The organism is Nonlabens ulvanivorans (genome assembly GCF_032922765.1).
Lineage (GTDB): Bacteria > Bacteroidota > Bacteroidia > Flavobacteriales > Flavobacteriaceae > Nonlabens > Nonlabens ulvanivorans.
Map to the genome: position 1 here is coordinate 2,357,759 of NZ_CP136694.1, position 12,622 is coordinate 2,370,380.

General features: G+C 35.7%; 13 protein-coding genes. 4 read left to right on the forward strand and 9 right to left on the reverse strand.

What is annotated here, in order from left to right:
* Positions 1-25: 25 nt before the first annotated feature.
* The gene (locus tag R1T42_RS10615) at positions 26-649 is read right to left on the reverse strand and encodes a hypothetical protein (protein WP_317290314.1); all 624 of its coding nucleotides are present in this window, start codon (positions 647-649) and stop codon (positions 26-28) included.
* 136 nt (positions 650-785) lie between these two features.
* On the opposite strand from R1T42_RS10615, the gene R1T42_RS10620 reads away from it, so the two are divergent.
* Positions 786-1,235, forward strand: coding sequence for a nucleoside deaminase (locus R1T42_RS10620; protein WP_036583816.1), 450 nt, complete (start codon positions 786-788; stop codon positions 1,233-1,235).
* Positions 1,236-1,238: 3 nt separating this feature from the next.
* On the opposite strand, the gene R1T42_RS10625 is transcribed toward R1T42_RS10620, so the two are convergent.
* Together R1T42_RS10625 and aspS are read right to left on the reverse strand one after the other, a co-directional pair.
* A complete protein-coding gene (locus tag R1T42_RS10625; RefSeq protein ID WP_042249754.1) occupies positions 1,239-1,469 on the reverse strand; it encodes a hypothetical protein in 231 nt (76 codons plus the stop codon).
* Between the two features lie 124 nt (positions 1,470-1,593).
* The gene (gene aspS / locus R1T42_RS10630; protein WP_036583813.1) at positions 1,594-3,342 is read right to left on the reverse strand and encodes an aspartate--tRNA ligase; all 1,749 of its coding nucleotides are present in this window, start codon (positions 3,340-3,342) and stop codon (positions 1,594-1,596) included.
* A gap of 231 nt (positions 3,343-3,573) precedes the next feature.
* On the opposite strand from aspS, the gene R1T42_RS10635 reads away from it, so the two are divergent.
* The 3 genes from R1T42_RS10635 to R1T42_RS10645 all read left to right on the forward strand — a co-directional run bounded on the left by R1T42_RS10635 (position 3,574) and on the right by R1T42_RS10645 (position 6,307).
* Positions 3,574-3,933, forward strand: coding sequence for a toxin-antitoxin system YwqK family antitoxin (locus R1T42_RS10635; protein WP_317290315.1), 360 nt, complete (start codon positions 3,574-3,576; stop codon positions 3,931-3,933).
* A gap of 171 nt (positions 3,934-4,104) precedes the next feature.
* Positions 4,105-4,788, forward strand: a complete 684-nt coding sequence (locus R1T42_RS10640) for a TetR family transcriptional regulator C-terminal domain-containing protein (protein WP_317290316.1) — start codon at positions 4,105-4,107, stop codon at positions 4,786-4,788.
* Positions 4,789-4,966: 178 nt separating this feature from the next.
* Positions 4,967-6,307: an ABC1 kinase family protein gene (locus R1T42_RS10645; protein ID WP_042249795.1), complete on the forward strand. Its 1,341-nt coding sequence runs from the start codon at positions 4,967-4,969 to the stop codon at positions 6,305-6,307.
* A gap of 10 nt (positions 6,308-6,317) precedes the next feature.
* On the opposite strand, the gene R1T42_RS10650 is transcribed toward R1T42_RS10645, so the two are convergent.
* The 6 genes from R1T42_RS10650 to R1T42_RS10675 form a co-directional block, all read right to left on the reverse strand.
* A complete protein-coding gene (locus tag R1T42_RS10650; RefSeq protein ID WP_317290317.1) occupies positions 6,318-7,151 on the reverse strand; it encodes a M23 family metallopeptidase in 834 nt (277 codons plus the stop codon).
* 80 nt (positions 7,152-7,231) lie between these two features.
* Positions 7,232-8,512: a metal-dependent hydrolase family protein gene (locus tag R1T42_RS10655; protein ID WP_317290318.1), complete on the reverse strand. Its 1,281-nt coding sequence runs from the start codon at positions 8,510-8,512 to the stop codon at positions 7,232-7,234.
* Positions 8,513-8,560: 48 nt separating this feature from the next.
* Positions 8,561-9,733 carry an SH3 domain-containing protein gene (locus tag R1T42_RS10660; protein ID WP_317290319.1) on the reverse strand — a complete coding sequence of 391 codons (1,173 nt, stop codon included), beginning with the start codon at positions 9,731-9,733 and terminating at the stop codon, positions 8,561-8,563.
* A 3-nt stretch (positions 9,734-9,736) separates the two neighbouring features.
* Positions 9,737-10,849 carry an SH3 domain-containing protein gene (locus R1T42_RS10665; RefSeq protein ID WP_317290320.1) on the reverse strand — a complete coding sequence of 371 codons (1,113 nt, stop codon included), beginning with the start codon at positions 10,847-10,849 and terminating at the stop codon, positions 9,737-9,739.
* Positions 10,850-10,881: 32 nt separating this feature from the next.
* The gene (locus tag R1T42_RS10670; protein WP_317290321.1) at positions 10,882-11,400 is read right to left on the reverse strand and encodes a hypothetical protein; all 519 of its coding nucleotides are present in this window, start codon (positions 11,398-11,400) and stop codon (positions 10,882-10,884) included.
* Between the two features lie 3 nt (positions 11,401-11,403).
* Positions 11,404-12,537 (reverse strand): DegT/DnrJ/EryC1/StrS family aminotransferase, encoded by a 1,134-nt coding sequence (locus R1T42_RS10675; RefSeq protein WP_317290322.1) that lies wholly within the window; start codon positions 12,535-12,537, stop codon positions 11,404-11,406.
* Between the last annotated feature and the right edge of the window lie 85 nt (positions 12,538-12,622).

Below are 12,622 nucleotides of genomic sequence, written 5' to 3' on the forward strand. Positions count from 1 at the left end.
TTAATTTAAATGGAGTTTCTGGAAACTAAGGCACTTTCTCAACAATAGTAAAAGGAACTTCTGGAATCTCTGGAATATCCCAACCTATTCCACCTTGAACCTCTATAATTTCTCCTACTATAGGTGGTGGTGGCGGAATAGGTAATTTTCCAACTACAGGAATTATGTCTTCTACTGGTTGCTGCTGAGTGGAATCTATTGCCGATTTACATGAACTAGGATCCATAGGTGGCCTATGTAATCCTCCTGTAATAGGAATATCATCAATCGATTGTCCTAAAGAATCCACAACCTCAACCTGATCAATCTTTACTTTATTACCATAATCATCCTTACAGCTCATCAAACTTGTTCCCATCACAATCAACAATGCCAGTAAAAAAGAACGATGTCCTAATCGGTATGTACTTAAAGCTTGAACCGGAATTTTTATATGAATCAAATCTAACTGAGATTTTTTAATATGTCCACAAAGCTTCTGACCTTGATTCATTTTTAAAAAATCTTTAATCTGGTAATCGCTCATTATGGTAAAATCAATCACTGTTTTATCACAAGAACTACAGTGTCTTCCTTTAACGCTAGGTGTCATTTGGTTCCAATCTTCATGACATGGCTCTGGAATGCGCAATGAATAATACTTTCCCATAATTGCTGAATTAAGGTTTTCTTAACATCAAGATTCTTGCCATAAAAATGTCAATCCAAGTTCCCATTTGTAGATGATTTAATATTAATCAAACTCAAATTGATCTTGATTTTGATTTTAGTTTTATTTTTAAATCATGATAGAACCTTACGACCACGAGTATTTTATGAAAAAAGCGTTACAAGAAGCGCAAACAGCCTTAGATCGAGGAGAAATTCCCGTTGGTGCTGTAATCGTTACTCAAAATCGCATTATTGCCAAAGGTCACAACCTTACAGAAACGTTGACTGACGTTACCGCACATGCAGAGATGCAAGCCATTACCGCTGGAGCAAGTTTTTTAGGAGGTAAATACTTAAAAGATTGCACACTTTACGTCACACTAGAACCTTGCCAGATGTGCGCTGGTGCTCTTTACTGGTCTCAAATATCGAATATAGTGTACGGAGCGAGCGATGAACACAGAGGTTATCTTAAAATGGGAACACAGTTACATCCTAAAACCAAAGTCGTTTCAGGAATTCTAGAAGAAGAATGTAGTGCAATAATAAATGAGTTTTTTGCTAGAAAAAGAAGTTTAAATTAAGGCCTATTCTTCCTCATCATTTCTCAAAGCATCTGGATTCCAGATGAATGATTTCAATTTCTTGTCTTTATAGCGCACGATTAAAAAACCAGGCATTACTATAAAAAACAAAGTCATCACAGCGGCACCTATCGTCTTTTGTGCTAGCGCATAATCACCGCCATTATACAGATTATAAAAACCTATAATTAAGGTAATGATGACTCCTATTAATAGTATGCTTATAATTTTCATTAAAACTTTTCACTAAAATTGAACTATAAAATGAAATATTGAGCTTGTCAAAAAATCAACCTATTGTCATAAATCACGTCTCCGACAAGCTCAATGTGAGCTATCTCATCTTGATACTTAACGATTATAACGTAACCTTCAAGTTTAATTCTGTTAACTGCTCTTGATCAATTGCACTAGGTGCATCGATCATTACATCGCGACCACTATTATTCTTAGGAAAAGCGATAAAGTCACGTATCGTTTCTTGTCCACCTAGGATAGAAACTAATCTATCAAATCCAAATGCTAATCCTGCATGTGGTGGCGCACCATATTCAAAGGCGTCCATCAAGAAACCAAACTGGGCTCTTGCCTCATCTGGTGTGAATCCTAAATGGTCAAACATTAAAGCCTGTAATTTCTTATCAAATATTCTTACTGATCCACCACCTATCTCATTACCATTCATCACAAGATCGTAAGCGTTTGCACGCACATTACCTGGATCTGTTTCTAACTTATCAATGTCTTCTGGTTTAGGAGAAGTAAATGGATGATGCATCGCGTGATAGCGCTCTGTGTCTTCATCCCATTCTAATAGCGGGAAATCTACAACCCATAATGGTGCAAATACTTCTGGATCACGTAATCCTAGACGCTCAGCCATTTCCATTCTTAAAGCACTTAACTGTGTTCTAGTCTTATTTGCAGGACCAGACAATACGCAAATTAAATCACCAGCTTTTGCACCAGTAGCTTTTGCCCAGTTTGCAAGATCTTCTTGGTCATAAAATTTATCAACGCTAGACTTATACGTTCCGTCTTCATTACAACGCACATAAACCATTCCTAGCGCACCAACTTGTGGACGTCTTACCCAATCAATTAATTTATCAATTTCTTTTCTCGTGTAACTATTAGCACCGGGAACTGCTATTCCCACAACTAATTCTGCCTCGTTAAAAATTTTGAAGTCCTTCGCTTTCGCGAAAGCGTCTAACTCACCAAACTCCATCCCAAAACGGATATCTGGTTTATCATTACCATATTTCTTCATCGCATCTTCATAAGTCATGCGAGGGAAATCTGCAACATCGATGTTCTTTACCTTTTTCAATAAGTGACGTGTCATGTCCTCAAATATATTCAACACATCTTCTTGCTCTACAAATGACATCTCGCAGTCTATTTGTGTAAACTCTGGTTGACGATCTGCACGCAGGTCTTCATCACGGAAACATTTTACAATCTGGAAATACTTATCCATTCCGCCTACCATAAGCAGTTGCTTAAAGGTCTGTGGTGACTGTGGTAAGGCATAAAATTGCCCTTCATTCATACGCGATGGCACGACAAAGTCACGAGCACCTTCTGGCGTGGATTTAATAAGTACCGGCGTTTCTACCTCGATAAAATCTTTACCGGCTAGAAAATTACGTACTTCCATCGCAACCTTAGAACGGAAAATCAAGTTCTCGCGCACTGGATTACGACGTATGTCTAGATAGCGATACTTCATACGCAACTCTTCTCCACCATCAGTATTATCTTCTATGGTAAAAGGTGGAGTTTTAGACTCACTTAAAATGTTCAATTCTTTTACGAGAATCTCTACATCACCTGTAGACATTTTAGCATTTTTAGATTCACGTTCAATCACGGTACCTTTAACCTGTATCACAAACTCACGACCTAGTTTTTGCGCTCTTTCTAGCAAGGCTTTATCGGTACGTTCTTCATCAAAGATTAATTGAGTAACGCCATAACGGTCTCTTAAATCCACCCAAACCATAAAACCTTTATCACGGCTTTTTTGAACCCAACCGGCCAGTGTTACTTCTTTATTTACATCGCTAGCGCGCAGGCTACCACAATCGTGTGATCTATACATAACTATTCATATAATAAGCTGCAAAAATAAGCCGATTTTAAACATCTCGAGCAGCAATAAAGCAAAGATTATGTGGCAATAGCGAACTTTAACGTCAAAAATCGTTAGTTTCAATAAAGCATAACGCACTCTTTAACAGTAGTTTAAGCCTCTAATGTAAATTTAATGTTACCTGAATGTTGCTTATATGTATTTTTAAAGTTAAATTTGATTATCTAAAATGACGGAACGATGAAGAAATTAATTTTTATGTGTGCACTTTTTGTAGGAGTAATTGCAATGGCACAAGAGACAAAACCACAATTTGAAAAGCAAAACGACGGAACTATAAAAGCTACTTATTTTTATTCTGATGGAACTGTAGCACAAGTCGGAATGTTTAATGAAAACAATGAAAGACATGGTGAGTGGATTTCATATGATCTGGAAGGACAAAAAAGCGCTCAAGCCGAATATAAAAATGGTGAGAAAGCTGGAAAATGGTTTTTCTGGAATGATGAAAAACTTACAGAAGTAGATTATAGTAATAATGTTATCGTGTCAGTAAACACTTGGGTAAACAAAAACCCAGTAGCAACTAACAAACCGTAAGCAATACACTATCAATCTAGAAAATCCCTCTTGAAACTTTCAAGAGGGATTTTTTTATGCAATAACATTAAGTTTTAACTAAAACTGACGACTAAACCTTAACATAGTTTTGTTTAAACATATATACTAATAAGTTAAACAATTCATATCTTTACACTAAAGTAATTTATTATGGCAACGGCAAAGAAAACCACCCCAAAAAAGACTGCTAAAAAGAAAGAAATCACTCGTCATGACGTGATTACTGCTTATATGGATTATGTTCTTGAACATGAAAAAACACCTAAGAGCGTTTACAAATTTGCTAAGGACAACAACATGTCTGAATCAGAATTTTATAATTTCTTCGGTAATTTTGATGGGTTGCGTAAAGATATCTGGAACACTTTCTTCACCATGACTATGGATGTAGCTCATAAAAACGAAGAATATGCGCATTTTTCAAATCGTGAAAAAATGCTCACGTTTTTCTATACTTTCTTTGAGTTACTTACCTTAAATAGAAGCTATGTGCTTTTTACTCTTAAAGAGAATCAGCACATGATGAATAAGATGGAGCAGCTCAAAGGATTGCGCAAGCATGTAAAAGGGTTTGCCAAGGAATTGATTCAAGAACGCAATGAAAACAAGACCAATATACTTTTAGAACGCAGTGAGACTATTTATAGCGAAGGTGCTTGGGTGCAAATGTTATTCTTAATGAAATTCTGGATGGATGATGATAGTGCTGGATTTGAAAAGACAGATATGGCTATCGAGAAATCTGTGAATACCATATTTGATGTTTTTGATAATACTCCATTAGACGCTGTTTTAGACTTCGGTAAGTTTTTGTGGAAAGAGCGTATGGCTTAGTTAAACCTAAATCTAAGTTTAAGCTCAAACCTTAATATCCAGACTGAATAAGTAAGCTTATTTTTTTAGCTTTCGCGAAAGCGTTATCGTTACCAACCATTTTACAAATTTAAATCTTGAGTTGTTTCAAGAGTGTCACACTGAGCTTGTCGAAGTGGATTTCACAAAGCGAATTATTATGAAAACACTAGATAAAATACCTACCAGTAAAATAGGCCGTACCACAGAGCTAGTGAAAACTGGTGCTAAAATAGGTGCTAATTATATTAAATATTATTCTAAGAAAGCGGTGAACCCATCAATGGATCGTTCATCGCTAGATGAGGATAATGCAACCGATATTTATGATGGGTTAAAAAGTTTAAAAGGTAGTGCGCTTAAAGTAGCGCAAATGCTTTCTATGGATAAGAGCTTGTTACCAGGTGCTTATGTGGAAAAATTCAGTCTTGCTCAATTTAGCGTGCCTCCATTGAGCGCTCCATTAGTGCGTAAAACTTTTAAAAAGTACCAAGGCGCCTTTCCTGAAGAGATTTATGATACGTTCTCAAAAGATTCTGTAAACGCAGCTAGTATAGGTCAAGTTCATAAAGCGACTAAAGATGGTAAAGAACTAGCCGTGAAAATTCAGTATCCTGGTGTTGCAGAGTCTATAGGTAGTGACCTTGCCTTAGTAAAGCCTATTGCTATTAAAATGTTTAATCTTAAGGGTGAAGATTCTAAAAGGTATTTTGCAGAGGTTGAAGATAAATTAACAGAAGAGACTGATTACGAACTTGAGGTAAAACAAAGTGTAGAAATCACTGAGGCTTGCTCTCATATCCCAAATTTAAAATTCCCTACTTATTATCCAGACCTTTCCAGCAAGCGTATTATCACAATGGACTGGATGAGTGGTCAGCATTTGAGCGAGTTTGCAAAAACAGATTTTTCTCAAGAGACCGGAAATAAATTAGGGCAAACTCTTTGGGATTTTTATATGTTTCAGATGCACGGTTTAAAAGCGGTTCATGCAGATCCACATCCAGGAAATTTTTTGATTTCTAAAGATGAAGAACTAATCGCCATCGACTTTGGCTGTATTAAAGAAATTGTAGACGAATTCTACCAACCTTACTTTGAACTTGCTGTGCCGGCAAGTATTAATAATCCTGAAATTTTTAAAGCAAAGTTATTTGAGTTAGAAATTTTAAGACAAGATGATAGTGAGAAAGAAATCACTTATTTCAGTGCGTTATTTCACGAGATGTTGAGTCTGTTTACAAAGCCTTTTCAAGAAAAAACTTTTGACTTTTCTGATGAATCATTTTGGGATGAAATATCATCACTTAGTGAAAAATACAGCAATGATAAAGAGCTACGTAAAATGAATGGTAATCGTGGTAGCAAGCACTTCTTGTATATCAACCGCACGTTCTTTGGACTTTATAATCTTTTACATGATTTAAAAGCTACTGTAAATACTCATGAATATGTGAAGTATCTTGAGGAAAAAGGGTTTAAAAATCATAGTGCCTTGTAAGACCAAAGAATCAATAGTCTTTTAAGTAAACAGCATCTTGTTTTAATTCATCAGTTACTGTGTTGTCCTCTGTCTTAAATTTAGTTGGTAGTGTTTGATAATTGTTATTCTTATCAGTTAAGTATAGATCTATATGTAAATGCGGTCCTGTACTCCATCCTACATTACCACTAAATCCAATATGTTGTCCTTTTTTTACTTTTTGTCCCACTTTTACTCGAACTCCATTTTTCTTAAAATGTAGGTATTGCATAATTGTACCATCAGAATGAAGAATTTTGACGTAATTATTAAAATCTGCACAACTAGGTTTATCGCAATTCTTACTATTAAGTTTGACCACTTCAATTACTAGGCCTTCACGACATGCATAGACTTTAGTCCCAATAGGCATATCAAAATCAATCGCATATTTATCTTGGTGCGAGATATCACCATTATAGCCTTGACCTACTTTGAAAGAAGTGCCTTTTTCAAAGGGTAAATCGTAGACATAGTCTTCATCATAGTCAGTATCTGTGACGTCACCTAAGTAAATTGAGGTATTTCCTTTCTCAAATTTCCACCCTTTTGTAGCATCTATTTTTACAAAGTCAAGTATTAAAACATCTTTAGATTGAGCTGGTATAACGATAAATGTCCCATTAGGTTTTGAAGCTTTTAAGTTTACAGGGTTGTATCCAATCTTATAAGTTATGGGCAATAGATTATCATTAGAAACGTAAAGCTTTGTTCCTCCATCGTACTTTTCCCATCGCTGACTATATTTTGTAGTCCAATCGCCCTTTTGAGCAAGAGAAAGGTTGAAAATTAGACATAAAACAATTAAGATAATTCTTTTCATTCTAAACACTTTACGGTTATTATCCTACAAATATAATAAAGTATTTAACTCAATTATTGACCGTATTTTAATAGGAAAACCTACCTCTTATAAACCACACCATCTTTCATTACAAAATTAACTTTCTCTAGAATAGCTATATTCTTTACTGGGTTTTCATTTACAGCTATGATGTCTGCATAGAATCCTTGCTGGATTTGACCTATATTATTTTCTTCTTTTAAAATCATCGCTGGTGTAATTGTGGCACTTTGAATAGCCTCCATGGCAGGCATTCCTGCTTCCACCATATACCCAAATTCCTTTGCGTTCTTACCATGTGCAAATACGCCAGCATCAGTACCGAAAACGATAGGCACTCCACGTTTATAAGCTCTAGCAAAAGTTCCTTGAATCTGTGGTCCTACCGTTCTTGCTTTAGGAACTACTATAGCTGGATAAAAACCATCTACTTCGGCCTTTTCAGCAACCTCTTTTCCTGCGGTGATAGTAGGTACTAGATAACAATCCATTTTCTTCATTAAACCCATCGTTTCCTCACTCATATACGTTCCGTGCTCAATAGTTTTCACGCCACCTAAAACAGCGCGACGCATTCCTTCATCACCATGCGCATGTGCAGCGACGTGAAATCCATAGTCTGCAGCAGTTTCAGTAATTGCTTTAATCTCTTCTATAGTAAATTGCGGATTGCTACCATTTTTTGCAACGCTTAAGACGCCACCAGTCGCCGTTATTTTTATACAATCAGCACCATTTTTATAACGATGTCTTACTGCTTCCCGACCTTCTGCAGGTGAGTTTGCAACGCCTTCACGTGGTCCTGGATCACCCATTAATGCTTGATTGCTTCCATTTGTAGGATCTGCGTGTCCACCAGTTGTGGCTATAGATTTTCCCGCAGTAAATATTCTAGGTCCTGGAACTTTACCAGAGTTAATGGCGTCTCTTAAAGATATATTGATACCGCTACCGCCTAAATCTCTCACAGTTGTAAATCCAGATAGTAAAGTAATCTCTGCATATTGGACAGAGCTATAGGCAACATCTGCTGGGTCATCCACATATTTTGCCACATAAGCATGCGGATTATATTCTGTCTCCATGTGCACGTGCATGTCTGTAAATCCAGGCATGACCCATTTATCTTTTAAGTTTATATAAGTCCCATCTTCGGGTACATCTATAAATCCTTTTTCGACTTTTGAGACACGATCATTCTTAACCGTAATAGTCATTTGATTTTGCCATTTACCATTTTTAGTATCCAGCAAGTGACCAGCATGAATGTAGGTCATGCTATCTTGAGCAACAGCTATAAAAACCGTTAGTAATAAAAAGAATGTAAATTTAAATTTCATAACCTATCATTTGAATCGTGAAGTTATGAAAATGCTTCTATAAATCGATTATTGAATAGTCAACTTCAGATACTGCCAACTGTGCTCTTCTTTGCGATCGTCATAATAAGTTCCCATAACAGCACTATCTATAGGATGGACTTTTAAAATAATTTCGTTATCTGATATCCAAAAGGAACTTTTTAAATCCTCATCAATAACCCAAGATTGAAACTCAATGTTCAAAAATTGATGAGCTGTTAAGTCTTTATTTAAATACTTGATTTGAAGTTGAGCGTTGTAGCCTAAAAAATGATTATCGTATTGCACAGCGTACATCCCATTATGAGAAACATTAATGGTAATTTCCTTTCTGTTTCCTGTTGTCCTGTCAATACCGTAGTAAGTAATTCCTTCAAAATCATTGTATATCAAATAACAATTCAAAACCTTTATAAAACCTACATAATAGTTGCTCGATGTAAACTCACCGCGCCAGGTTCCTATTTTTTTAGTGGAACCATCATCTAGTGGTAAATAAAAATCAAACCAGCCGCCATCTTTCTCATTACCTTCTGTATAGATATACTCTGGCCTATTTGAGTAGTCTATTTCATAAGGCGATATCTTCTTTTTATGAATGACCTCTTCTAGCTCGACTGCTTCTATTTTAATTTTAGACTTTAGAAAAGCGGTAGCATCATCTCCATATTCAGATTTTATTCTATTATCTACCGCTAATTCTTCAACGTGTTCTTGATAACGTGGATAGCAATCTATGTAAGCACTATAATTATAAGTATCTTCATCCACTTGATAATGAGCGCTGTATTGGATTTCATAATCACGGCCTGCATACTCAAAACCGTTAAATAGATATAAAGCAGGCTCTGGTAATTCATCTAAATGATAGCTTAAGTAGGCACTAAAAACATAACCACCTAGGTTACCTTTCAAATCTTCGTAAGGAACACTTTTCCATACTTTCACCCAATATCCTTCTAACTTATTTCCATTATCCATTACGTAAGACTTCACGTCTCTAGAACCTGGAGGCGACCAGTCTAACTTGGTTCCGTAAGGGAATTTTGTGATTACATTTCCTTCTGGCCCAGCTGTATCTCGCATGTTTAAACCGTTTTTTGCAATCACGTATATACACTCTTTATCGTATAATGGTTTGGTTTCCGCTTTCGCGAAAGCGTAATTCAAAAACAATAAAACCATAAGTAGTATTCTCATCCCTTAAAACTTAATGGTTCCTTTTAAATAAATAACCTTAGAGTCTTTCAACTCCTCGCCATAAAGAGTCACATTATCCATAGGCAACACGCCCATTATAAATTCATTCTCTGCAATCCAGAAAAATTCACCAGCTGTAATCCAACTAGAAAAAGTGATAAAAGCTCCTTGCGGTATGGCTTCTTCATCAAACTCACCGACAGTAAAATAAGTGGTGTTGTCAAAACCGTTGTAATACTCTGCAATAAGGTATTCTCCATTTGGGGAAATAGTAGGAAATCCACTCGAGAGCATCGTTTTTTTACCAGTGGTGCGATTTACTAAAATGACCTCTGCATCTTCGGCAAAGCCTGAGATTAAATAACTGTCTAATTCATGGATCTGACCGTAGTACTCTGTTTTTGAAGCCCATTCTCCCAGATTATCTTTTATTAAAACAGAATCTTTACCACCATTTAATGGCAAGTAATACTGTTCCCATTCCACAGGTCGATAATCGTTCTCTAATTTGAATTTTTTAGGTTGCCAAGAGGTATCAATTTCATAGTTCCCTATGATTTTTTTATTGATGTAATCTTCTCGGTTGACTATTTCAAATTGAATAATATCTTTGAGTGCTTCTTTTGCGGCTGGATTATATTCATAACGTACATCGCAATGTGTTCCTGTTTCCCACATTTCTCTTCTGGAAGAAACACCTTTAGTAGGTTTATAATCGTCATGCGCCGCGCTATCATAAAGCTCTACAAAGTTATGAAGGCTTTGTGGCGGGATTGTAGTCAGGTGCTTGCTCAGATAAGCGTCAAAAAGATATAATCTTGTATTTTTATAGTAATCGCTATTAAATGTAGGTTCAACACGCACCCAACTTCCGTATACTTTTTTGCCATTATCCATCACAAAAGTTTTCCCTACTGATGGAACATTTTCAATAACTTTCACTTGGGTACCATAGGGAAATTTTCCAACAATCTTATGACTCACACTTGGTCCTTCTCTTAGATTTAAACCATTCTCCGCATTTATAAAATAGCAGTGACCTGTTTTTAACTGCGCTTTCGCGAAAGCGGAAAAAAGAAAAACCACTATAAAAAGAATGTTTAATTTTGCTTTCATAGTGGTTTTATTATCAATTATTAGACCTAAAATTAAATCTTTTTAGTAATCCAATTGGTAATTTTATCAATTCTCAAAATGAAAACTATAGCTAATACAAATCTTAACAGATATGGCATAATTTTAAAGTCAGAAGCAGAAGATTTCCAATTATCAAAAATAGTATTTATGAATGAGTAAAAGAATTCAATCGCTTGAGGTAGTAAATATATCGACCGAGCAATCCAGATGATACTTGTAGTTAAAAGAATAACTTTAGTCAGTGATTTTACATTTAAATCTATAGATATCGATTCTTCTGTTTTTACTAATTTCTTTGCAATCCATTCTGCTTTAATGATAAGGATAAAGGATACCAGAATATTTACAACTAATAAGAATAGATTTGAGAAATAAAACCTATCCATCGCCTCAACTGTTTTATCTAAAATATCCATCGCAGATATAGACCAAATCGAAAATATATAAGATCCAAAATGATCAAAAATCTTAGTGAAAAGAAAAATTCCTGCTATTCTTAAAACTATAGTTAATAGACTGCGATGAGTCATGTTCTATCGATTTACAAATTCCAGAACAGCGTCTGTAATAAACTTGATTTGCTCATCATCTAGCTCTGTATGCATAGGTAATGAGATACATTCCTTAACAAGTTGATTAGTCACTTTAAAATCATCTTCATTATATCGATCATCAGCATATGCTTTTTGAAGGTGCAGTGGTATTGGGTAATAAACACCACATGGAATGTCGTTTGCCTGTAAATGCTTCACCAGTTCATCACGGTTTGCATCTTTTATCACCAAAGTATATTGATGAAATACATGACAATCGCAACTATCACATACTAGTGGTGTAATGATTTTTTCATTGCTGGCAAAGGCAGCTGTATATTTTCTGGCAGCATCTCTACGGGCATTATTATAAGAGTCTAAATGCGGTAATTTTGCTCTTAAAACAGTTGCCTGCATGGAGTCTAGTCGCGAGTTTACACCTACCACGTCGTGGTGGTAACGTTCATACATACCGTGATTTACAACACCTCTAATGGTATGTGCTAGTTCATCATCATTTGTAAAGATGGCTCCACCGTCACCATAGCATCCCAAATTCTTAGATGGAAAAAAAGAAGTTGTTCCTACGTGACCAATAGTTCCTGTTTTGGATTTAGAACCGTCGCTATGCATGTAACTAGAACCTATCCCTTGAGCGTTATCTTCAATGACATAGAGGTTGTGCTCTTTGGCAATCGCCATAATTTCATCCATATTTGCCGCAAGTCCAAATAAATGTACAGGAACAATAGCTTTGGTCTTAGGAGTAATTGCTTTTTTAATCGCCTCAGTATCGATATTAAAATCAAACGGATTCACATCAACAAGTACTGGAGTCAAATTAAGTAACGCAATAACCTCTACCGTTGCTGCAAATGTAAAATCTGTAGTAATCACTTCATCACCAGGTTGCAGACCTAAACCCATCATCGCTATTTGCAACGCATCAGTCCCATTTGCACATGGAATAACGTGTTTTACATCTAAATAATCCTCTAGCTCTTTTTGAAAACTATGAACTTCTGGTCCATTAATGAAAGCTGTAGATTCGATAACACTCATCACGCCATTATTGACTTGATCTTTTATTTTTTCGTATTGACCTTTAAGGTCAACCATCTGAATTTTACGCATTTAAGAAAGATATTAATATCATCACGACTACTGTGATGAGTCTTGTAAAAATACGTAATAATCACGGGTCTTCCCAAGCGTAATT

Coding starts and splice junctions, on each gene's coding strand:
- R1T42_RS10675 (WP_317290322.1), bottom strand. CDS start 12,537: ATGCGTAAAATTCAGATGGTTGACCTTAAAGGTCAATACGAAAAAATA.
- R1T42_RS10650 (WP_317290317.1), bottom strand. CDS start 7,151: ATGAAAAGAATTATCTTAATTGTTTTATGTCTAATTTTCAACCTTTCT.
- aspS (WP_036583813.1), bottom strand. CDS start 3,342: ATGTATAGATCACACGATTGTGGTAGCCTGCGCGCTAGCGATGTAAAT.
- R1T42_RS10665 (WP_317290320.1), bottom strand. CDS start 10,849: ATGAAAGCAAAATTAAACATTCTTTTTATAGTGGTTTTTCTTTTTTCC.
- R1T42_RS10620 (WP_036583816.1), top strand. CDS start 786: ATGATAGAACCTTACGACCACGAGTATTTTATGAAAAAAGCGTTACAA.
- R1T42_RS10670 (WP_317290321.1), bottom strand. CDS start 11,400: ATGACTCATCGCAGTCTATTAACTATAGTTTTAAGAATAGCAGGAATT.
- R1T42_RS10660 (WP_317290319.1), bottom strand. CDS start 9,733: ATGAGAATACTACTTATGGTTTTATTGTTTTTGAATTACGCTTTCGCG.
- R1T42_RS10625 (WP_042249754.1), bottom strand. CDS start 1,469: ATGAAAATTATAAGCATACTATTAATAGGAGTCATCATTACCTTAATT.
- R1T42_RS10635 (WP_317290315.1), top strand. CDS start 3,574: ATGAAGAAATTAATTTTTATGTGTGCACTTTTTGTAGGAGTAATTGCA.
- R1T42_RS10655 (WP_317290318.1), bottom strand. CDS start 8,512: ATGAAATTTAAATTTACATTCTTTTTATTACTAACGGTTTTTATAGCT.
- R1T42_RS10645 (WP_042249795.1), top strand. CDS start 4,967: ATGAAAACACTAGATAAAATACCTACCAGTAAAATAGGCCGTACCACA.
- R1T42_RS10640 (WP_317290316.1), top strand. CDS start 4,105: ATGGCAACGGCAAAGAAAACCACCCCAAAAAAGACTGCTAAAAAGAAA.
- R1T42_RS10615 (WP_317290314.1), bottom strand. CDS start 649: ATGGGAAAGTATTATTCATTGCGCATTCCAGAGCCATGTCATGAAGAT.